Annotated in this window: 18 protein-coding genes and 1 tRNA gene; 9 read left to right on the forward strand and 10 right to left on the reverse strand. The window is 71.8% G+C overall.

Annotated elements, in window-relative coordinates; genetic code table 11:
• The first annotated feature begins 135 nt into the window (after positions 1-135).
• Together HNR70_RS10525 and HNR70_RS10530 are read left to right on the forward strand one after the other, a co-directional pair.
• A complete protein-coding gene (locus HNR70_RS10525) occupies positions 136-1,074 on the forward strand; it encodes a hypothetical protein (protein ID WP_184325617.1) in 939 nt (312 codons plus the stop codon).
• Positions 1,075-1,137: 63 nt separating this feature from the next.
• A complete protein-coding gene (locus HNR70_RS10530) occupies positions 1,138-1,953 on the forward strand; it encodes a hypothetical protein (protein WP_184325618.1) in 816 nt (271 codons plus the stop codon).
• Between the two features lie 6 nt (positions 1,954-1,959).
• Here the strand turns inward: HNR70_RS10530 and cls are convergent, their stop codons facing one another.
• The 7 genes from cls to HNR70_RS10565 all read right to left on the reverse strand — a co-directional run bounded on the left by cls (position 1,960) and on the right by HNR70_RS10565 (position 9,921).
• Positions 1,960-3,444 (reverse strand): cardiolipin synthase, encoded by a 1,485-nt coding sequence (gene cls, locus HNR70_RS10535; protein WP_184325619.1) that lies wholly within the window; start codon positions 3,442-3,444, stop codon positions 1,960-1,962.
• Positions 3,445-3,665: 221 nt separating this feature from the next.
• Complete coding sequence (locus tag HNR70_RS10540; protein ID WP_184325620.1) at positions 3,666-4,565, reverse strand: Bax inhibitor-1/YccA family protein; 900 nt, start codon at positions 4,563-4,565, stop codon at positions 3,666-3,668.
• 238 nt (positions 4,566-4,803) lie between these two features.
• The gene (locus tag HNR70_RS10545) at positions 4,804-5,586 is read right to left on the reverse strand and encodes an amino acid ABC transporter ATP-binding protein (RefSeq protein WP_184325621.1); all 783 of its coding nucleotides are present in this window, start codon (positions 5,584-5,586) and stop codon (positions 4,804-4,806) included.
• A complete protein-coding gene (locus HNR70_RS10550) occupies positions 5,573-6,238 on the reverse strand; it encodes an amino acid ABC transporter permease (RefSeq protein WP_184325622.1) in 666 nt (221 codons plus the stop codon). The genes HNR70_RS10545 and HNR70_RS10550 overlap by 14 nt, the downstream gene beginning before the upstream one ends.
• Before the next feature lie 6 nt (positions 6,239-6,244).
• Entirely contained in the window at positions 6,245-7,090 is an 846-nt protein-coding gene (locus HNR70_RS10555; RefSeq protein ID WP_184325623.1) for a transporter substrate-binding domain-containing protein, read from the reverse strand.
• Between the two features lie 108 nt (positions 7,091-7,198).
• Positions 7,199-8,332, reverse strand: a complete 1,134-nt coding sequence (locus HNR70_RS10560; protein ID WP_184325624.1) for a trans-sulfuration enzyme family protein — start codon at positions 8,330-8,332, stop codon at positions 7,199-7,201.
• A 278-nt stretch (positions 8,333-8,610) separates the two neighbouring features.
• Positions 8,611-9,921: an MFS transporter gene (locus tag HNR70_RS10565; RefSeq protein WP_184325625.1), complete on the reverse strand. Its 1,311-nt coding sequence runs from the start codon at positions 9,919-9,921 to the stop codon at positions 8,611-8,613.
• 188 nt (positions 9,922-10,109) lie between these two features.
• Here HNR70_RS10565 and HNR70_RS10570 point away from each other — a divergent pair, with 188 nt between their 5' ends.
• A complete protein-coding gene (locus tag HNR70_RS10570; RefSeq protein WP_184325626.1) occupies positions 10,110-11,210 on the forward strand; it encodes an ROK family transcriptional regulator in 1,101 nt (366 codons plus the stop codon).
• A 54-nt stretch (positions 11,211-11,264) separates the two neighbouring features.
• Here HNR70_RS10570 and HNR70_RS10575 read toward each other — a convergent pair whose 3' ends face one another.
• Positions 11,265-11,996, reverse strand: coding sequence for a YggS family pyridoxal phosphate-dependent enzyme (locus HNR70_RS10575; RefSeq protein WP_184325627.1), 732 nt, complete (start codon positions 11,994-11,996; stop codon positions 11,265-11,267).
• Between the two features lie 81 nt (positions 11,997-12,077).
• Positions 12,078-12,151: transfer RNA gene (locus HNR70_RS10580), tRNA-Leu, on the reverse strand.
• Between the two features lie 47 nt (positions 12,152-12,198).
• Here HNR70_RS10580 and HNR70_RS10585 point away from each other — a divergent pair.
• Positions 12,199-14,358, forward strand: a complete 2,160-nt coding sequence (locus HNR70_RS10585) for a helicase-associated domain-containing protein (RefSeq protein WP_184325628.1) — start codon at positions 12,199-12,201, stop codon at positions 14,356-14,358.
• A 239-nt stretch (positions 14,359-14,597) separates the two neighbouring features.
• Positions 14,598-14,975, forward strand: a complete 378-nt coding sequence (locus tag HNR70_RS15920) for a hypothetical protein (protein WP_246375199.1) — start codon at positions 14,598-14,600, stop codon at positions 14,973-14,975.
• A 135-nt stretch (positions 14,976-15,110) separates the two neighbouring features.
• On the opposite strand, the gene gnd is transcribed toward HNR70_RS15920, so the two are convergent.
• Positions 15,111-16,571, reverse strand: a complete 1,461-nt coding sequence (gene gnd, locus HNR70_RS10595; protein ID WP_184325629.1) for an NADP-dependent phosphogluconate dehydrogenase — start codon at positions 16,569-16,571, stop codon at positions 15,111-15,113.
• 235 nt (positions 16,572-16,806) lie between these two features.
• On the opposite strand from gnd, the gene HNR70_RS10600 reads away from it, so the two are divergent.
• The 4 genes from HNR70_RS10600 to HNR70_RS10615 all read left to right on the forward strand — a co-directional run bounded on the left by HNR70_RS10600 (position 16,807) and on the right by HNR70_RS10615 (position 21,552).
• Positions 16,807-18,462 (forward strand): DNA repair helicase XPB, encoded by a 1,656-nt coding sequence (locus HNR70_RS10600; protein WP_184325630.1) that lies wholly within the window; start codon positions 16,807-16,809, stop codon positions 18,460-18,462.
• A 184-nt stretch (positions 18,463-18,646) separates the two neighbouring features.
• Entirely contained in the window at positions 18,647-19,147 is a 501-nt protein-coding gene (locus tag HNR70_RS10605) for a LapA family protein (protein WP_184325631.1), read from the forward strand.
• A gap of 54 nt (positions 19,148-19,201) precedes the next feature.
• Positions 19,202-19,927: a response regulator transcription factor gene (locus tag HNR70_RS10610; RefSeq protein WP_184325632.1), complete on the forward strand. Its 726-nt coding sequence runs from the start codon at positions 19,202-19,204 to the stop codon at positions 19,925-19,927.
• A gap of 44 nt (positions 19,928-19,971) precedes the next feature.
• Complete coding sequence (locus HNR70_RS10615) at positions 19,972-21,552, forward strand: sensor histidine kinase (protein WP_184325633.1); 1,581 nt, start codon at positions 19,972-19,974, stop codon at positions 21,550-21,552.
• Positions 21,553-21,646 lie beyond the last annotated feature (94 nt).

Genomic DNA, 21,646 nt, shown 5'->3' on the forward strand with positions numbered 1-21,646 from the left:
TCCGTGAGCGGAGAGTACCAACCGCTCCTGGCTTCCCTATCCTGATACCCGGGGAACGGCATGTGCCATGGGAGAATCGCCCCCGACGGGAGCCGAGGGGGCGCCCCGCGGACGGGACGCGCAGGGGGAGGTGCGATGAGTCAGGAGCCGCAGCGCTCTGCCGGAGCGCCGGACGACTCGCCGTCCTCCCTGCCCGACTTCTCCGCCGCCGGCGACCGCGCGGGACTGCCCGACTACGCGGCCACCTCCGGCCCGGAGCTGCTCGGCGAGCCGAGCGAGCAAGCGCGCCATCGCACCCGGAACACCATGATCGCCGTGATCGCAGGCACGGTCGTCATCCTCGCCGTCCTCGCCCTGATCCTCTCCCAGACCGTGTTCCGCTCGGCACTGGCCGACCCGGATCCCACCGCCTTCGACACCGGTCCGCGCAGCGCGGAAGGCCACTCCGAGTACGTGCCGGATCCCAAGGACCCGGACATCGCGCCGCCCCCGCCGATCTTCACGCAGGCACCGACCACGGAGTGCACGATCCCGTCCGACGGCGGCTCCGCCCCGTCGGCCGCGCCCGGGACGGTGCGCGGTGGCGGGCTGCAGTACACGCAGCCCGACGGCTGGGACGACGGATGGGCCCCCGGCCGACTCCCGTACCTCACCGAGCTGGACGCCGAGGGGCGGCACGTCGAGGCCGGCTGGTACAGCGTCGTGAACCTCGGCCGGGTCGATTTCCCGGAGGACGAGGGCGGCTACCCCGGCCTCGAGAACGCGGCCGTCGCGCTCTTCCAGTGCTACGCCACCACCACCGGAGTGCTCTCCTTCTTCGGTGAGAACCCGCAGGTGACCGACTACCGCTCCGAGGTGATGACGGTGGACGGCGAGGCGGCATGGATCGTGCAGGCCACCTACCACTTCGAGGACCCCGACCTGCTGGAGTCCTCGAAGGCCTCGAGCGTCACCGCGATCGTCGTGGAGACCCCGAACGGCCCCAGCGCCCTCGTCGGGGACGTCGCCGCCGACGTCCCCGAGCACGCCGCGAACCTCGAGGAGATCATCGCGAGCCTCGAGGTCGTCGAATGACCCTCCCTCCTCCCTCCTCCAGGACCCCTTGAGGGTCCCCAGTCCCCGTTCCCAGGAGCAGCCGTGCACACCGGACCGCAGTACACCTCCCCCCAGCCCTCCTCCCCCGGCGGAGGCGGCCGCGGCAACGCGCTGCTGGTCGGAGGCATCGCGTTCGCCGTGGTGTTCCTCCTGATCGTCGGCGGGACCGTGGGATACCTGGTTCTGCGCTCCGGGGGCGACAGCGGTGCCGGCGACCAGACCTCCTCCCCCACCGAGTCGGGCACCGCGACCGAGTCGGTCACCGACACGGACTCGTCCTCCGCCTCGCCGACGAACGTCGAGGAGGAGCGGTGCTGGCGTCCCGACTCGGCGGAACGGACGTCCTCGAACCCCTCGGGCAAGCTGCGCGGGGGCGGTCTGCAGTTCATCCCGCCGCCCGCCTTCGACGGGCGCCTGAGCCCCTCGGGGCTGTCGTACATGAACGACATCCAGAGCGCGCAGGCGATCGTGCCCGGCAGTGACGGCTGGGCCTCGACCATGACCGTCGGCGCGGTCGAGTGGCAGCCGGGGATCGAGTACCCGGGCGCCGAGGTCGCCTCGCAGCGGATCCTCACCTGCTACTTCTCGGCGAGCGTGTGGGGCGACACCCAGGGGCGCTCGCTGGACGACCAGGTGACCCAGCCCGTCACCATTGCGGGGCTGTCCGGGTACCGCACCACGGCCACGGTGAACTTCGCGAAGATCGACGTGCCGGGCACGACCGCGACCGATGTGGCGGTGGTCGTGCTGGACACCCCGCAGGGCCCCAGCGCCTTCGTCCAGGACACGGCCGTCGGGATCACCGCCCATGAGGAGGCGGCCGGCGAGGGCTACGAGTCCCTCACCGGGATCGGCTGAGTCCACTCAGACCACCGAGGACGCGAGGCGGCAGAGGTTGTCGATCGCCTGCATGATCCGGGGGCGCTGCTCCCACTCCTCGAGGGTGAGCTCGCGGCTGCGGGAGCGGTAGACGTCCTCGACCTCCTCCATCTTCTCCATGAAGTCCGTGCCGCCCACCATCAGCGAGCTCTCCATGTCCAGGATGAACGAGCGGATGTCCATGTTGGACGAGCCGATCACCGTCACGGAGTCGTCGATGGTGACGTGCTTGGCGTGCAGGATCGTCGGGGCCCGGTAGAGCCAGATCCGCACCCCGGCCTCGAGCAGCGCGGAGTAGTAGGAGCGCTGGGCGTGGAAGACGAGGAACTGGTCGCCGATCTCGGAGACGAACAGCTCCACCTCGACACCGCGCCGGGCGGCGGTGATGAGTGCCGAGAGCATCGACTCGTCGGGCACGAAGTAGGGGCTGACGGCGCGGATGCTGCGGGTGGCGTTGTAGAACAGCTGGTTGAACAGCAGCAGGTTGTTCTCGAGGACGAAGCCCGGACCGCTGGGCACGACCTGGCACTCGTAGCTGCCGGAGGTGTCCTGCGGCGCGGTCACGAGCGTCTTCTCGTCCAGCTGCTCGTCGGACTCGTAGTACCAGTCGGTGGCGAACAGCAGGTTCAGCTCGGAGACGACCGGGCCGCGCAGGCGCACCATCGTCTCCTGCCAGTGCAGGCCGCGGCGGATGTTCGAGGGCTTGTCGTAGTGGGCGGCGATCATGTTCTGGCTGCCCATCCAGCCCACCTGACCGTCGATGATCAGCAGCTTGCGGTGGTTGCGCAGGTCCGGGCGCTGGAAGGCGCCGTCGCGGAAGGGCTTGATCGGCATCATCGGGTAGTGCTCGATGCGGTGCGCGTCCAGCAGGCGCGTCATCGCCCGGTACCACTTGCCGTGGCTCATCGAGCCCCAGTGGTCGTAGAGCACGCGGACCTTGACCCCGCGGTCCGCGACCTCGGTGAGGGCGGCGAAGAAGTCCTCGGTGATCTCGTCGAGGGCCATCGTGTAGAAGAGGACGTGGACCTCGCTGCGGGCCGTGCGGATGTCCGCGGCTATGCGCGCGATCGAGGTGTCGTAGTCGATCTCGAGGTCCGCGGAGTTGTTGCCCGTCAGCGGGAACGCGCCCAGCTCCCGGTTCAGCCGCACCGCGGACTGCAGCCAGCTGGGCACGTCCTCGTCGAGCGCGCTGTCGGGGATGTCCACGGCCCGCTCGTGCATGAGGGCGGTGACGTCCCGCTGCTTGATCCGGCGCCGGCGCGGCAGCTGCGCCTTGCCGAGGATCAGGTACAGGGGGAAGCCGACGATGGGCAGGGCCATGATGGCCAGCAGCCATGCCAGCGCGGAGCCGGGGCGGCGGTTGCGCGGCACCAGGATCAAGCTGACCAGGCGAAGCACCACGTCGACGGCCGCGTACAGGTAGGTGCCCACCAGGACCCAGTTGTCCAGCACCCACTGCCACAGCGCCATGATCGGGGAAGCCTCCTGGGCGGGGTCGGCCGGGTGCGGCGAGCAGCCCGACTGGCGGTGGGTCCGGACTGCTGGGCCCGGATGCGCGGAGCGGCGGGCCCCCGGAGGGGCCCGCCGCTCAGCATACGGAGTCGCGGTGGGAGGTGCGGGGGATGCCTCGCGCTCCCCTGCCTCCTGCGTCAGCGCATCAGGTCCTACAGCGCATCGGTTCCGCCAGCGCGTCAGTCGTTGCCGCGCAGGATGGAGAGGATGCGCAGGATCTCGACGTACAGCCACACCATGGTCACGGCGAGGCCGAAGGCGAGGCGCCAGGCGTACTTCTGCGGGACCCCGGCCTCGGCCGCGTGCTGGACGTCCTCGAAGTCCATCACCAGCGAGTAGGAGGCCATGACCACGGCGAGGCCGCCGATGATCAGGCCGATCATGCCCTCGCGCAGGCTGGTGCCCGTCATGAGCAGGTAGCCGATGTTCACCAGGCCGAAGATCATGTAGGCGATCAGCGCGACGAAGAAGATCTTGTTCAGGCGTGGGGAGGTGCGCAGGACCCCCATGCGGAAGAAGACCAGCACGGTGCCGGCGACGGCAAGGGTGCCCACCACGGCCTGCAGCGCGATGCCGGGGTAGATGTACTCCATCGACCCGGACAGGCCGCCGAGGAACAGGCCCTCGAAGACGGCGTAGCCGATGACCGCGGCCGGGGACGGCTGCTTCTTGAAGATGTTGACCAGCGACATCACGAGCCCGCCGATGACGCCGATGAGGGTCGCACCACCGGCGACGACCAGGCCCAGCTGCGCACCGGACGGGCCGGCGACGAGGCTGAGCGCGAACGGCATCATCGCGATGACGAAGCCGACGACCACGATGATGCCGAGGGTCGCGGTGATCGCGTTGAGCGCGTCCTTGATGGTCATGCGGCCGGTGTCGTACCCGGTCGCGGCGGGACGGGCATACATCGCCTCGAGGTTCTCGGGCGACTGCTGCGTCTGGTCGAAGCCCGAGGACCACTGGGTGTTCTGGGCGGGTCCGGTCTGCGCGGCCTGGCCGAAGCGCGGGGCGTTGTACGATGAACCGCCCTGCACTGCCTGGTCACGGCCGAACACGATGTTGTGGCGTGCCATGTGACTCCTCACCTGGGAACGAAAAGGGGGTCGACGCCGGGCACCCGCGCGGGCGGCCCGACGGACCGACCCGTCCAGCCTAACGGGGAAAGCCGAATCCCACCTGGGCACGGGTTGCGCCGTGAGCGGATCGAGATCCTGCGGGCGTGCCCGCTTCCGTCGGCCGACCCCCGACCTCACCCGTCGGCCGGCCCCTCCCCGACCGCTCTGCGCGCCTGCTCCTGCTCTGCCCGACCGCTCAGACGGAGCTGATGACCTCGCGGAAGCGGCGCAGGCGCTCGTCGGTGCTGGAGAAGAACTCCTCGGGCGTGCCGTCCTGGAGGATCTTCCCGTCCTCGAGGAACACCACCCGGTCCGCGACCCGCTGCGCGAAGGCGAGGGAGTGCGTGACGACCACGAGGGTGCGGTGCTCGGAGGCGAGGTCAGCGAGGACCGCGACCACCTCGGCGGCGAGCTCGGGGTCCAGCGCCGAGGTCGGCTCGTCGAAGAGCAGGAAGTCGGGGTCCATCGCGAGCGCCCGGGCGATCGCGACGCGCTGCTGCTGCCCGCCGGAGAGGCGATCGGGGTAGGCGTCGGACTTCTCGGCGAGCCCCACCTTGCCCAGCAGCTCCCGTCCCCGCGCCTCGGCGGCGGCGCGGTCCAGGCCGCGGTTCTCCATCGGGGCGAGGGTGACGTTCCCGAGCGCCGTGAGGTGCGGGAAGAGGTTGAACTGCTGGAACACCATGGTCGAGCGCGAGCGGATCGCGCGGACGGTGCGGGCCGGCAGCTTCCCGCCCACCTCGATCGGCCCGTCGCCGAGGTCGATGGTGCCGGCGTCGGGCTGCTCGAGCAGGTTCAGGCAGCGCAGCAGCGTGGACTTGCCGGAGCCCGAGGGGCCCAGCAGCACGGTGGTGGTGCCGCGCTCGACGTCCAGGGAGACGTCGTCCAGCGCCACCAGGTCGCCGAAGGTCTTGCGCAGGCCGCGCACGCGCAGGGACGAGCCGGTCCCGTCCTCGGGTGCCGGGGTCTCAGGTGCGGACATGGGCGGACACCTTCCTCTCGAGCTGGTTCTGGCAGAGGCTCAGCAGCGACACGAGCGCCAGGTAGATCAGCGCCACCAGCGTGTACATGATCAGCGGCTCGTAGGTGGCTGCGGCGATCTGGCGCCCCACCTGGAACAGGTCGATCAGGGTGATGGCGAAGACGAGGCTGGTGCCCTTGACCAGGTCGATGAAGTCGTTGGCCAGCGGCGGCAGCACGATCCGCAGCGCCTGCGGCGCGACGACCTTGCGGAAGGTCGCGCTGCGGGACAGGTTCAGCGAGCGCGCCGCCTCGAACTGGCCGCGCGGGATCGACAGGATCGAGGCGCGCACCGCCTCGGAGGCGTAGGCGCCGGTGTTCAGGGCGAGCGTGATCACCGCCGCCGGGAACGCGGCCAGCTCGATCCCGATGCCGGGCAGGCCGAAGTACACGATGAACAGCTGCACCACCATCGGGGTGCCGCGGAACACCTGGACGTACGCCCAGGCGATCGCCTTCAGCGGGGCGGGGGCGTACAGCCGCACCAGCGCCACCGCCACGGCGATCACCAGCGCGATCGCGAAGGAGATGAGCGACAGCGGGATCGTGATCTCGACCAGCGCGGCCAGCAGCCGCGGCAGGGACTCGATCCAGAGCTCGAGGAAGCGGGGCACGCCGGCTCAGCTCCCCGGGGTGATGTCCTGACCCACCCACTCCTCGTAGATGGCGGTCAGGCGGCCGTCCTCCTTGAGCCCGTCGAGGATGGAGTTCACCTCGTCGAGCAGCGGCTGCTGGCCCTGCTGCATGATCACGCCGACCTCGACGTCGACGGGCAGCTCGGCGTCCAGCAGGCGGAACTGCGCGTCGGGGTGCTCCTCCTGGTAGGTCTGGAAGGAGATGAAGTCGTTGGCGGTCGCGTCGGCACGGCCCTGGAGGACCAGCTCGATGGCCTCGGCGAAGCCCTGGACGGGCACGATCTCGGCGCCGAGCTCCTCCATCTGCGCGGCCCAGTTGCTGGTCGCGGACTGGGCGGCGCGGGCACCCTCGATCTGATCGACGGTCTGGATCTCGGAGTCGGCGGGCACGGCGATGCGGCCGATGGAGCGGGCGTACGGCTCGGAGAAGGCGTACACCTCCTGGCGCTCGGGGGTGATGCCGACGTTGTTGATCACGAGGTCGTAGCGGTCCACGTCGAGGCCGGCGATGAGGGAGTCCCACTCGGTCTCGATGTACTCCGGCTCCGCGCCGAGGCCCTCGGCCACGAGGTCGGCGATCTCCTTCTCGAAGCCGACCAGCGCGCCGGTCTCGTCGTGGTAGGCGTAGGGGCGGTAGGTGCCCTCCAGGCCGATGCGCACGGTGCCGGACTCCTGGATGCGGGCCAGGACGTCCTCGCCGCCGGCGCTGCCGCCGTCGGAGGCGCCGGAGCCGCTGCCGCCGCCGCTGGAGCAGGCGGCGAGGACGGCGAGCACGGAGGTGCCGCCGAGGGCGAGGGCGAGTCGTCGGGTGGGGCGGGAGCTGGTGCTCATGGGATGTCCTCGTTCCGGGTGGGTGGGGATGGGGGCGGCCGACGGGGTGGTCGGCGGGGGGAGCCTGGGGCGGGCGTCGGGTTCGGCCGACGGTGCCCGCCGGCGGGATCAGCCGGCGGCGGCGAGGGCCTGGTCGAGATCGGCGATCAGGTCGTCGACGTGCTCGATGCCGACGCTGAGGCGCAGCATCTCGTCGCTGATGCCGGCGTTCGCGCGGGCCTCGGGGGTCATGGCCTCATGGGTCATGGTGGCCGGGCGGCAGATCAGGGACTCTACGCCGCCGAGGCTGACAGCGTAAGCGGGGAAGCGCAGGGCCTTGAGGAAGGCCACGCGGTCCAGGCCTCCGGCGAGCTCGAAGCTCAGCACGGCACCGCGGCCGGAGGCCTGGGAGGCGTGGACGCGCGCCTCCTCCTCGCTGTGCAGGCCCGGGTACCACAGCTGGGCGATGCGGTCGTGGTCGGCGAGGTGCTCGACGATCCGCTCGGCGCTGGCCTGCTGGCGCTCGAGGCGCAGCGGGAGGGTCTTGATGGACTGGATGAGGCGGAAGGAGTCCTGCGGCGGAAGCACCCCGCCCTGCGCCTTCTGGGCGAGGCGGTAGGCGTCGGCGAGGCGGTCGTCGTTGGTGGTGACGGTGCCGGCGAGCAGGTCGGAGTGACCGGCGAGGTACTTGGTCGCGGACTGCACGACCACGTCGGCGCCGAGCGCGAGCGGCTTCTGCAGCACGGGGGTCATGAAGGTGTTGTCGACGATGACCAGGGCGCCGTGGCGGTGCGCGAGCTCGGCGATGCGGCGCAGGTCGGTGATGCGCAGGGTCGGGTTCGCGGGGGTCTCGATGAAGACCGCCTTGGTGGCGGGGGTGAAGTCCTCGTCGGTGAGGGCGTCGAGGTCGTCCACGAAGCGGCCGGTGATCCCGCGCCCGGGCAGCACGAGGTCCACGAGGCGGTAGGTGCCGCCGTAGACGCTGGCGGAGAGGATCACCTCGTCGCCCACCTCGAGGGTGGACAGGGCGGCGGCGGTCGCGGCCATGCCGGAGGCGAAGGCGAAGCCGTGGGCGGCGTCGTCGAGTGCCGCGAGCACGGTCTCGAGCTGGGCGCGGGTGGGGTTGGAGCCTCGCTGGTAGGCGAAGGCGCCGTCCTCGGTGGCGGGGTCGAGCTCGAAGGTGGACGCCAGGTGCACCGGCGGGACCACGGCTCCGTGCTCGAAGTCCCGCAGGGTCTGCACGGCGGCGGTCTGGATGTGCACTGGAGCTCCTCGGTCCTCGGGTGGTCGGATGCGGTCACTGTAGGACGTGGACGCCCCGGCCACCTGGCCCGATGAACGACTGTGACGGATAAGCGAGACCGATGATAGCCCCAAGCCGAGGTAGGGTCACGGGCCGTCGGGCCCCGTCGGCCGCACATCACACGCACCGCCGCACACACCGCCCCACCCACCGTCGCACGCACCGACGCGAGGAGCCCGCGACCGAGTGGCCGCGGGCTCCTGCGAAGGGTCCGGGCGAGCACCCGGGCGAGTTCGGCTCAGACGCCGGCGGGGGTCACCACCGGGATGGAGCCGGTGATGGTCTCCTCGTGCTCGGCGAGGACCTGGAGGGTGCGGCGCGAGCGGACCTTCAGTGCCACGAGGGTGGCGACGACCATGACGAAGCCGGTGCTCGCCAGCACGATCGCGACGACCATCGGGGCGCGGAAGCCGAAGCCCGCGGCGATCACCGCACCGCCGACGGCGGCGCCGAGCGCATTGGCGACGTTGAAGGCGGCCTGGTTCATCGAGGCGCCGAGCAGCTCGGAGCGGTGGGCGATGCGGATCATCCAGGTCTGCATGGCCGGGCTCAGCGAGGAGTTGACCAGGTTCACCGCGAAGAAGGCGATCATCAGCGCGGCGAGCGAGGTGTGGGCGACGGCGAAGAGCACCACGAGGGCGGTGATGTAGAGCGGGAAGCCGATCAGCAGGGTGCCCTTGAGGGAGCGGTCGGTGGTCACGCCGCCCACCACGTTGCCGATGGTCATGCCGAGCCCGGCGGCGGCGAGCACCCACGGCACGGCGCTCGCGGAGGCGCCGGTGACGGTGGTGGTGATGTCGGCGACGTAGCTGAACACGGCGAAGGCGCCGGAGAAGCCGATCGCGGCGATGCCGATCACGATCCAGAGCTGGAGGCGCTTCAGCGCCACGAGCTCGTCGACCATGCGGCGGCCGACGACCTTCTCCTGCTGGGGCACGGTGAGGTACAGCGCGACGAAGGTCGCGACGAACACGCCGGTCAGCAGCAGGTAGACGGTGCGCCAGCCGGCCATCTGGCCGATGGCGGTGAGGATCGGGACGCCGATCAGGTTCGCCACCGTCAGGCCCGACAGGGCGAGCGCGGTGCCCTTGCCCTGGGAGCCGGGGCCCATGAGGTGGGCGGCCAGCAGCGAGGCGACGCCGAAGTAGGCGCCGTGGGGGATGCCGGCGACGAAGCGCGCGAGGACGGTGAGCTCGAAGGTGGGCATCATGCCCGAGAGCAGGGTGCCGGCGGCGAGCGCGATGGCGAGCGCCATGATCATGGTGCTGCGGCTCCAGCGCACGGAGAGCAGCGCGAGGGTGGGGGCGCCGACGACGACGCCGAGGGCGTAGGCGGTGATCGCGAGGCCCGCGCGGGCGATGCCGGTCTCGGGGTCCGAGGCCATCAGCTGGGGCAGCAGGCCCTCGGCGATGCCGGGGAGCAGGCCCATGGAGACGAACTCGGAGCCGCCGATGCCGAAACCGCCAAGGGCGATCGCGAGCAGTGCGAGACGGCGCCGGGTGGGCGTGAGTTCTGAGGACGACGGGCGGACCGTGTCGGTGGTGGCCATGTGAGGACCTCGACCTTCGGGAGCGGGGGTGGCGGACGGGCTCCTTCGCCTCGGTGAACAGAATAAGCAAACGCTGTTGCGATACGTCAAGGGGGTCCGTCGGATCGGACCCGTCACAGTGCGCCGGCCCTCCCCCGTCGTGCGCGGTCACGACGGGAACGGGGGTCCTCCCGTGCAAGGATGAGCCGGTGAGACCGACCACCCCGCTCGATCGCGTGGCCGGCGCGCACGACGCCGCCGTCCTCGCCGTCGCCCGCCGCGGCGACCCGGTCTCGCGCGCTGCCCTGGCCCAGGAATTGCAGGTCACCCCGCAGGCGATCTCGAAGATCCTCGGCCGGCTCATGGAGCGCGGCCTCGTGGAGGAGGCGGGGACCGTCGGCGCCGGTCCCGGCAAGCCCACGACCCTCTACCGGATCGTGCCCGGCTCGCGCCGCGCGATCGGCCTGCACCTGACCCGCTCGCGCCTGCACTCGGTGGTGGTCGACCTCACCGGCGAGATCCTCGAGCGGCGCGAGATCGAGACCGGCGGCCTGCAGCCCGTGCCCGACCTCATCGCGACCCTCGCCGCGCAGACCCGCTCGCTCGTCGACGTCGGCCCCGGCACCCTGCTCGGCGTGGGCGTGGGGATGCCCGGTCCCGTCGACGGCGAGGAGGGCGTCTACCGCGGCACCTCGGACCCGGACCCGTGGCGGGGCGCCCCGATCCGCCGCCTCCTCGCCGCGGAGCTCGACCTGCCGGTGCTGCTGGACCACGACTCCCGGGCGGCGCTCGTGGGCGAGGCCTGGTCCCAGCCGGGCCTGCTGCGCAATGCCGCGCTCGTGCTCGTCGAGGACGGGCTCGGCGCGGCCCTGTGCATTGAGGACCGGATCGTGCGCGGCGCCCACTCCCATGCCGGGGAGGTCGGCCACACGGTGGTGCGGCTCGGCGGGGAGCAGTGCCCGTGCGGGCGGCGGGGCTGCGCGCAGGTCGAGTACCGCGCCGCGCTCGAGCGCGGCGACGAGGAGCTGGGCGCGCAGATCCTCGCCGAGGTGGTGGTGAACCTGGTGCGGCTGGTGGACGTGGACCGGGTGGTCCTCGGCGGGCGCACGGTCTACGAGCAGCACGCCCGGAGCATGGACGCGATCCGGGACGCGCTGACCGAGGGGCTGCGGGACGAGCCCTGGGTGCACGTGGAGGTCATGCTCTCCACCCGCGGCACGGACCTGATCGCGGTCGGTGCGGCCTGCGAGGTGCTCGAGCACAAGAACGGGCTGCCGCAGCTCCTCTTCGGCGCGGACGACCGCGGCTGAGGGAGTCCGCTCCTCCCCCACTGCTCGCGCGGCATCTCTGCTCGCGCGGGACCGCTACTCGCGCGGGCCGAAGATCGCCGAGCCCACGCGGACGATGGTCGCGCCCTCCTGGACCGCGATCTCCAGGTCGCCGCTCATCCCCATGGACAGCTCGGTGAGCTCCTCGGCGCCGAGCCGCTCGCGCACCTCGTCGCGCAGCTCCCGCAGGGAGCGCAGCGAGGCGCGCACCGCGGTCTCGTCGCTGGTGTTCGCGCCGATCGTCATGAGGCCCACGGGCCGCAGCCACGCGCCGCCGCGCAGGCGCTCGACCACCGGGGCGATCTCGTCGGCCGACGGGGCGTAGCCGCCCTTGGACTCCTCGCCGGAGGTGTTGACCTGGATGAGCACGTCGCGGCGCAGCTCCGCGAGCTCGGCCCGGCGTGCGAGGGCATCGGCGATGTCGTCGCGGTCCACGCTGTGGATCAGTTCGGCGAAGGCGACGACGTCCCGGGCCTTATTGGTCTGGAGGCGGCCGATGAAGTGGCGGGGCACCCCGTTCTCCGCGAGCAGGGGGTCGGCGTGCTTGGCGATCTCCTGGGCGCGGTTCTCCCCCACCGCGATCCGGCGGCCGCGCTCACTCAGCAACTCGATCACCTGGGAGATCTGAGCAGGGGTGCGGGTCTTGGTCGCCAGCAGCAGCGTGATCTCCTGCGGGTCCCGGCCTGCGCCGGTGGCGGCGTCGTCGATCCGTCCGAGCACCTCGTCGAGGCGGGCGGCGAGCTGGGGGTCGGCTGCGGAGGAGGTCATGGCATCCATTGTGGCCCGGACCCGGCGGTGGTGCGCCCGCCATGCGCCGTCCGAGCGCTGACCGAGCGCTGAAGGGCCGCGTGCCCCCACCGGGACTCGAACCCGGACTGTGCCGATTTTAAGTCGGCCGCCTCTGCCGATTGGGCTATGGGGGCGGGAGCGGGGATCCGTCCCGGTCGCTCACCTTATGCTGGAACGCATCATGACCGCTGCGATCCGGTCCCTCGCGGACTCCCTGCGACGATTCGGCGACGAGCGCCTGGAGGCCCTGCTCCTCGCCCGGCCGGACCTCGCCTCCCCGCTGCCCCGCGGGCTCGGTCCGCTGGCCGCCCGCGCCGGCGGCGCCACCTCCGCCCGCCGCGCCCTGGACTCGCTCACCCTGCCGGAGCTTCATCTGGTCGAGGCGCTCGCCGTGCTCGAGGACGGCGCCTCCCCCTCCGCCCTCGCCCACGCCGTCTCCTCCGATCCGGCCACGATCGCCCCGGCGCTCGAACGGCTGATCACCCTGGCGGTGGTGTGGGGCGAGGACGAGCTGCACCTGCTGCGCCCCCTGCGCGACGGGATGCGCGCCCCCGCCGGCCTCGCGCCCGTCTCCCCCGACGACCCGTCCCCCGAAGAGGCCGCGCGCCGCGTGGAGGCCGCCCGGGAGACGCTCGGCCCGGCGCTCGAGGCCCTCGCCTGGGGCCCCAGCGCCGTCACCGGCTCGGGCAAGCTCGCGGCCGCGCTGCGCCGCGCCGGGATCGTCACGGCCGACGGGGACTCCCTGCACATCCCGCGCCCGGTCCATCTCGCCCTGCGCGGCGGGCGGGTGCGCCGCACCCACACCGCCCTGCGTCCGGGCCCCGAAGGGCCCGAGGTCACCGAGCGGATCCCCGGCTCCCGCACCGCCCAGGCCGTCGAGCGGGCCTTCGAGGCGCTGCGGCTGCTGGGCACAGTGCGCGGCTTCGACGAGGACCCGCCCGGGGTGCTGCGCCGCGGCGGGCTGCCCCAGCGGGACCTGCGGCGCCTGGCCGAGAGGGCGGGCGCCCCGCTGCTGGACCATGCGACCGTGCTGCAGTCCGCCTGGCAGGCCGGGCTGATCGGACACGACGGCCAGGAATGGCGTCCCACGAGGGACTGGGACGCCCACCGTCAGCTGCCCGCCCCGCGCCGCTGGGCCGAGCTGGTGCTCGCCTGGGCGCGCGGCCACCATCTCGCCGCAGTGGTGGGCACCCCGGACTCCTCCGGGACCGGACGCTCGCTGATGTCGGACCTCACCCGCCGCGACGGGGTGCGCACCCGCCGCGGGAGCCTGCTGCGCCTGCTGCTGACCACCCCCGGCATCGACGCGACCGAGGACTCCCTCGTCGCCGCGCTGGCCTGGGCGTTCCCGCTCGTCCCGCCCGAGGTGCTGCGCGAGGAGACCTCGGCGCTGCTCGTGGAAGGGAAGGCGCTCGGGGTGCTGGACGGCGGGTGTCTCACGGTGCTCGGCCAGGAGCTCGTACCGGCGCTGGACGAGGACGTCACCCTCGCCGATGCGCGCCTGGCCGCGGTGCTCGAGGATGCGGCGCCGCCGCCGGTGGACGAGGTGCTGCTGGACGCGGACCTCACCGCCGTGATCCCGGGCCGCCCAGCGGAGCGGCTGCTGCCGCTGCTGGACTGGACCGAGGTCGTCTCCCGCGGCGGGGCGCTCACCCTGCGCTTCAGCGCCGCGACCGTGCGGCGCGCGCTCGGTGACGGCCGCGACGCGGAGGCGCTGCTCACCCTGCTCGGCGAGGTCTCCCGCTCCCCCGTCCCCCAGGGTCTGGAGTACCTGCTGCGCGACGAACAGCGCCGGCACGGACGGGTGCAGGTCTCCCGCGCCGCGACGGTGCTGACCGCGGAGGCAGAGGTGCTGGACCTGCTGCAGGTCGCACCGGAGGCGACGGCGCTCGGCCTGCACCGACTCGCCCCGACGGTCGCGGTCACGCTGTCCGATCCGGGATTCGCGCTGCAGATCGCCCGCCAGGCCGGGCTGGCCCCGCACGCCGTCGGCCCCGACGGGAAGCCGGTGGCGGCAGAGCTCGCGCACTCGCTGCGCGGCGGGCCCGTGGACCCCGACCTGGTCACGGTCGAGGGTCCCGAGCTGCGCCTGCCCGCCCAGGAGGCGGTGGCGAGGATCCGCGCGGCGGAGGAGGGCGCCACCGACCTGTCGGTCACCGACCGGCTCCTGGATGCGATCGCCCGCGGGGACGAGATCCCGCTGGGGGTCGTGGACGGCCAGGGCGGGGTCGTGGTGAAGCAGGCCCGCCCGCTCTCGCTCGAGGGCGGCCGTCTGCGCGCGCGGGAGTCCGGCAGCCAGGAGGAGTTCACCGTCCTCGTGCACCGGGTGACCCTGGGCTGAGTGTGACCCTGGGCTGAGTGTGACCCTGGGCTGAGTGTGACCCTGGGCTGAATCGCGCGCCCGCCAGGGCGGGGCACGCGCAGGATTCGCGGCGCACGGCATGGGGAGTCCTCCCCATCGCGTGATCCCCCTCTCTGCGGGTTACGATTCCCGATGCCAGGGCCGGGACGATCGCGTCGCCCGACCTGGGGCCCGGGGCCGACATCCCGGGGAAGATCATCAGGAAGAAGGGGAATCCCATGACCTCTCCCAACTCGGGATTCGACGCGCAGGATCCGAACAACTCGCAGAACCAGGGCTTCAACTCGCCCAACCCCGGTTACGGTGCGCCCGGCCAGGGCGGCTTCACCCCGGTCGGCGGCGGCTTCGACGTCGAGAAGATCAAGAAGAACGCTCTGATCGCCACGATCGTCGGCTTCCTCTGCGGTGGCCTCCTGCCCGGCATCCTGGGCCTGCTCGGCTACCTCAAGGCCGACCAGGAGCCCGCGACCGCGAAGAAGTTCACCAAGTGGTCCTGGATCGCGTTCGCGATCATGTGGGCGATCTCGATCATCCTCATCATCGTCTACGTCATCTTCATGATCGCCGTCGTGGGCTCCTCGACCACGACGTACTGAGCCCAGGGAGCACGCTCCCGCCGGCACTGCGGGGCCAGGACGACAGGAAGGCCCGGACCTCACGGTCCGGGCCTTCCTCGTTCCCCGGGGCCGGGCCCCGGATCACGTCAGCTCAGCTGATCAGCAGTACGTCGATCAGTCCTGCTTGGTCTCGCGACGGTCCTCGGACCACTCCACGTGGAAGGTGCCCTCGGCGTCGACGCGCTGGTAGGTGTGCGCGCCGAAGTAGTCGCGCTGGGCCTGGACCAGGGCGGCGGGGAGGCGCTCGGAGCGGACCGCGTCGTAGTAGGACAGGGTCGAGGAGAACACCGGCACCGGGTAGCCCGAGGCGGCCGCGAAGGCCACGATGCGGCGCCACGCCGGGATGCACTTGGCGATCTCGGTGGTGAAGTACTCGTCGGCCAGCAGCAGCGGCAGCGAGGCGTTGCGCTCGTAGGCCTCGGTGATGCGGTTGAGGAAGCGGGCGCGGATGATGCAGCCGCCGCGCCAGATGCGCGCCATCGCACCGAGGTCGATGTCCCAGCCGTACTCCTTGGCGCCGGCGGCGATCTCGTCGAAGCCCTGGGAGTAGGAGACCAGCTTCGCGGCGTAGAGCGCCTTCTGCAGGTCGTCGATGAACTGGTCCTTGTCGGCGATCTCGAGGGTCTGCGCCTCGGCCGGCAGCACCTCGCGGGCGGCCTCGCGCTGCGGGGTCGAGCCGGAGGTGGAGCGGGCGAAGGTGGCCTCGGCGATGCCGGTGACCGGGACGCCGAGGTCCAGGGCCGTCTGCACGGTCCAGGCGCCGGTGCCCTTCTGGGCGGCGCGGTCGAGGATGACGTCCACGAACGGCTTGCCGGTGGTGACGTCGGTGTGGTGGAGCACCTCGGCGGTGATCTCGATGAGGAAGGACTCCAGGTCGCCCTTGTTCCACTCGCCGAAGACGTCGCCGATGGCGGGGGCGTCCATGCCGAGGGCCTTGGACATGAGGTCGTAGGCCTCGGAGATGACCTGCATGTCGGCGTACTCGATGCCGTTGTGGACCATCTTCACGAAGTGGCCCGCACCGTCGGCGCCGACGTGGGTGCAGCAGGGGACGCCGTCCACGTGCGCGGAGATCTTCTCGAACATCGGGCCGAGGCGGTCGTAGGACTCCTTGGTGCCACCGGGCATGATCGAGGGGCCGTTCAGGGCGCCCTCCTCACCGCCGGAGACGCCGGAGCCCACGAAGTGCAGGCCCTTCTCGCGCAGGGCGGCCTCGCGGCGACGGGTGTCGGCGAACAGGGCGTTGCCCGCGTCGACGATGATGTCGCCCTCCTCCATGAGCTCGGCGAGCTCGTCGATCACGGCGTCGGTCGGCTTGCCGGCCTTGACCATGATGATGGCGACGCGCGGCTTCTGCAGCGAGGCGACGAAGTCGGCCATGGACTCGGAGGGGTAGAACTCGCCGTCGCCGCCGTGCTCGGCGATGACCTTCTCGGTCTTCGCGACGGAGCGGTTGTGGATGGCGACCTTGAAGCCGTTGCGGGCGAAGTTGCGGGCCAGGTTGGAGCCCATCACCGCCATACCGGTGACGCCGATGTCCGCGACATCGGCGGGGGACGGAGCGAAGCTTGCCATGGGATCTCCTCAGGTCGGAAAACAGTCGAGTCGGGCCGGGGCACAGCGGCCGCCGGGGAGGGGGCGCACGTGCCGTCCCGGTCCATCGGCACCCATCTTAGGGACCTGCGCGCCGCGGTGTGCGACCAGTGCCGGGGTTTGCCGCGGGCAGGGCGCCCGTTCCCGGTCCGCGCCTGAGCCGAGGCTCACCCGCCCCGCCCTGTCCTGGCGGTGGGCCCCGGCGTAGCCTGGAGGGATGACCGACGGCCCCCTCATCGTCCAGAGCGACAAGTCCCTGCTGCTCGAGGTCGACCATCCCTCCGCGCAGGCCGCCCGGATCGCGATCGCCGCCTTCGCCGAGCTGGAGCGCGCCCCGGAGCACGTGCACACCTACCGCATCACCGACCTCGGCCTGTGGAACGCACGCGCCGCCGGCTACGACGCGGAGACCGTGGTCGCCGCGCTCGTGGACCACTCCCGCTACCCGGTACCCCACGCGCTGCTGATCGACGTGGCGGACACGATGGACCGCTACGGCCGCCTCCAGCTCCTCTCCGATCCGCAGCACGGCCTGGTGCTGCACGCCCTGGACCGGGCGGTGCTCGAGGAGGTCTCCCGTGCCAAGCGCATCCAGGGCATGCTCGGCGAGCGGATCGACGAGGAGACCGTGAAGGTCCACCCCTCCGAGCGGGGCGCGCTGAAGCAGGCGCTGCTGAAGCTCGGCTGGCCCGCCGAGGATCTTGCCGGCTACGTCGACGGCGAGGCGCACCCGATCGCGCTCGCGGAGGACGGCTGCTCCCTGCGCCCCTACCAGGCCGAGGCCGTGGACGGCTTCCGCCACGGCGGCAGCGGCGTGGTGGTTCTGCCCTGCGGGGCGGGCAAGACGCTCGTGGGCGCCGGCGCCATGGCCGCCATGCAGCGGACCACCCTCATCCTGGTCACCAGCACCGTCTCGGCCCGGCAGTGGCGCGACGAGCTGCTGCGCCGCACCACCCTCACCGAGGGCGAGATCGGAGAGTACTCCGGCTCCTCCAAGGAGGTGCGCCCCGTGACGATCGCGACCTACCAGGTCCTCACCATGAAGCGGAAGGGCGTGCACCCGCACCTGGAGCTCATGAGCGCCCGCGACTGGGGCCTGATCGTCTACGACGAGGTGCACCTGCTGCCCGCGCCCGTGTTCCGCATGACCGCGGACCTGCAGGCCAGGCGGCGCCTGGGCCTGACTGCGACGCTCGTGCGCGAGGACGGTCGCGAGGGCGAGGTGTTCTCCCTCATCGGCCCCAAGCGCTACGACGCCCCGTGGAAGGACATCGAGGCCCAGGGCTACATCGCCCCGGCGGTGTGCACCGAGGTGAGGGTGACCATGCCCTCCTCGGACCGGATGGCGTACGCGATGGCCGAGGCGAGCGACCGGGCCCGGCTCGGCGCCGCGCACGGCGCGAAGATCGAGGTGGTCGAGCGGATCGCGGCGCGCCACGCGGGCGAGCCGCTCCTGGTGATCGGCCAGTACCTGGACCAGCTCGAGGAGATCGCCGAGCACCTCGGCGCGGACCTCATCACCGGGCAGACCCCGGTGAAGAAGCGCCAGCAGCTGTTCGACGACTTCCGGGCCGGGACTATCGACCGCCTGGTCGTCTCGAAGGTCGCGAACTTCTCGATCGACCTGCCGGAGGCCTCGGTCGCCATCCAGGTCAGCGGCGCCTTCGGCTCCCGGCAGGAGGAGGCCCAGCGGCTCGGCCGCCTGCTGCGCCCCAAGGCCGACGGACGCTCCGCGCACTTCTACACCGTGGTCATGCGCGACACCCAGGACCAGGACTTCGCCGCGCATCGCCAGCGCTTCCTCGCCGAGCAGGGTTACGCCTACTCGATCGTGGACGCCGACGAGCTCGAATCGGCGGCCGACGCCGGCTGAGCCGGGGAACGCCGTCCTCACCGCGCGTCCCGCTCCTGCGAGATGGCGCACCGCCCTGGTGCGCCCGGGGGCGCGGCGCGCCTCGTCCGCGCATCCGCGTCGTTAGAGTGGGCGTCGCACGACATCCCCGCCGCTCGTCGGCGCTTCCCCCGCCGCCCCGTCGGCCGTCCCCGAGGAGATCGACATGACCGCACCCGACGATCCCACCCGCCCCGTCGGCGGTGAGGCCGGACGTCCCGACCCCGCCGTGCCCCGCACCGAGGCCCCCTACTCCGACGCCTCCCGCGCCGACGCGCCCCGCGCGGAGTCCCCGTCGGCCGAGCCGGCCCGCCCGGCCGACGCCCCCACAGGGCGCCCCGCCACCGAGCGCCCCGCGCCGGCGGAGCCCACCCCCGAGGCCCCTGCCGGTGGCGGCGGGAAGACCGCCGGGGTGTGGATCGGCCTGATCCTCGGCGCGATCGTGCTGGTGCTGCTGCTGATCTTCGTGATCCAGAACAACCAGACCGCGCGCTTCGACTACTTCAGCGCCCAGTTCGACCTGCCGCTCGGCGTGGCGATGCTGCTCGCCGCGATCGCAGGCGCCCTGATCATGGCCCTGGTCGGCTCGGTGCGCATGTTCCAGATGAGCTGGACCATCCGCAAGCTGCGCAAGCAGCAGGAGAAGATCCACCGCGCCACCCGCTGATCGCGTCCAGGTGACGTCCAGCGGACTCCCACGTTCAGGGAGGACGGTGTCCCCATGACTGCGACCGAGGACCACGACACCGACTTCGAGGCACGCCTCCTCGTCGTCGACGACGAACCCAACATCCGCGACCTGCTCGCCACCTCCCTGCGCTTCGCCGGCTTCGAGGTGTTCACCGCCTCCACCGGCAACGAGGCGATCCGCGAGGCCACCGAGCACCAGCCCGACCTCGTGGTGCTCGACGTGATGCTGCCCGACATGGACGGCTTCACGGTGACCCGCCGCCTGCGCGACCGCGGCGAGCAGTACCCGATCCTGTTCCTCACCGCGAAGGACGCCACCCAGGACAAGGTCAACGGCCTCACCGTGGGAGGCGACGACTACGTCACCAAGCCCTTCAGCCTCGAGGAGGTCGTGGCCCGCATCCGCGCCGTGCTGCGCCGCACCCACGGCGGCTCGGAGACCACCGTGGACAGCGCCCTCGTGGTCGGCGACCTGCGCCTGGACGAGGACTCGCACGAGGTGTACCGCGGGGACGTGAACATCGAGCTGTCCCCCACCGAGTTCAAGCTGCTGCGCTACCTGATGCTGAACGCGGGTCGCGTGGTCTCCAAGACCCAGATCCTCGACCACGTGTGGGACTACGACTGGTCCGGCGAGGTCGGCATCGTCGAGTCGTACATCTCCTACCTGCGCCGCAAGATCGACGTGGTGGGCGAGCCGATGATCCACACCAAGCGCGGCATCGGCTACGTGCTGCGCGCCGCCGAGGGCGCCTGATCCGGCGACGGCCGGCACTCATCCGGAAGCGAGGACTCTGACCCGTGGCCCTGCCGAGCCTGCGCACGCAGCGCCCCATGTCCCTGTGGACACGGATCGTCTCGCTGATCTCGCTGCTGCTGGTGCTCGGCATCGTCGTCACCGGCAGCCTCTCGCTGTTCCTGCTGAACCGCACCCTGATCCAGTCGGTCGACACCAACCTCCAGTCCTCGATCGGGGAGATGCTGGCGCTGGCCGAGCGGGAGCTGGCCGGGAACGACGACTCCACCGCAGCGGGGGCGTACACCCCGGTCGAGTACGCAGTGGAGATCCGCGACGACCAGGGCAACACGATCGAGCGGGAGATGTTCCACTACGGCCCAGGGTCGGTGACCGTCGAGTTCCCGCACCTGACCGACGTGCAGATCCTGCAGCGGGGCGGGCGCCCGTTCACGGTGATGGACTCCTCGGAGAACCGCTGGCGCGTGATCGCCATGCTCAACACCGGTCCGGAGAAGGGCAGCGTCTACGTCGCCCTGCCGCTGACGGGCGTGGACCGCACCATGCACGAGATGGCGCTGATCATCGTGCTGGTGGGTACCTTGGTGGTGCTGGTGGGGATGGGGCTCGGCGGCTACGTCACCCATCGCGCCCTGGAGCCGCTGCGGGACGTGGAGGCCACCGCCTCCCAGATCGCGGGCGGTGACCTCTCCCGTCGCGTGCCGGTGACCGACACGAGCCTCGAGGTGCACGACCTGGCGCTGTCGCTGAACGAGATGCTGGTGCGGATCGAACAGGCCTTCGCCGCGCAGTCCGCCTCCGAGGAGCGCGCCACCGCCTCCGAGGCGAAGATGCGCCGCTTCGTGGGTGACGCCTCCCATGAGCTGCGCACGCCGCTGGCGGCGATCCGCGGCTTCGGCGAGCTGTACCGGATGGGCGCCCTGCGCACGGACGACGACGTCGCCTCCGCGATGCGCCGCATCGAGGACGAGGCCCGCCGCATGGGCTCACTGGTGGAGAACCTGCTGCGCCTGGCCCGCCTGGACGAGAAGCCGGACCTCGCGCTGGAGCCGCTGGACCTCACCGACGCCCTCTTCGACGCCGCCCAGGACCTGCGCGCCCTGGACCCCGACCGGCAGGTCATGGTCGTCTCCCTCCAGGGCACCCCGCTGTCCCTGCAGCCCCACGTCCCCTTCGGCGTGCTCGGCGACGAGGCGTCACTGCGCCAGGTGATCCTCAACCTCGTCGGCAACGCCAACCGCCACACCCCCAAGGGCTCCCCCGTCGAGCTCGCCGTGGGGCGCTGGGACGAGGACCGGGTGCGCATCGAGGTGCGCGACCACGGCGAGGGCATCGACGACGACCAGCGCGAGAAGGTCTTCGAGCGCTTCTACCGCACCGACTCCTCCCGCGCCCGCTCGGCCTCCCAGGGCGGCGGAGCGGGGCTCGGCCTGTCCATCGCGGCGTCCATCGTCCAGCAGCACCGCGGTGCGATCGGCGTCGCGGAGACCCCGGGCGGCGGCGCGACCTTCTGGGTCGAGCTGCAGGGCGCGGACCTCGAGCCGGCCCAGCAGGTCGCGCCGGACCAGACCCGCGCCCTCACCGGGAACGGCTCCCCCGCGCACGACGAGCAGCCCGGCGCCTGACCTGCCGACCGGGGCCCACCGACCCCATTTCTGCTACATCCACGTGTCGAAAATCCGTTGTGATCTGCACATCCACTGTTTACCCAGGCGTCAC

The sequence above is a fragment of the Brachybacterium aquaticum genome, assembly GCF_014204755.1.
Taxonomy (GTDB): domain Bacteria; phylum Actinomycetota; class Actinomycetes; order Actinomycetales; family Dermabacteraceae; genus Brachybacterium; species Brachybacterium aquaticum.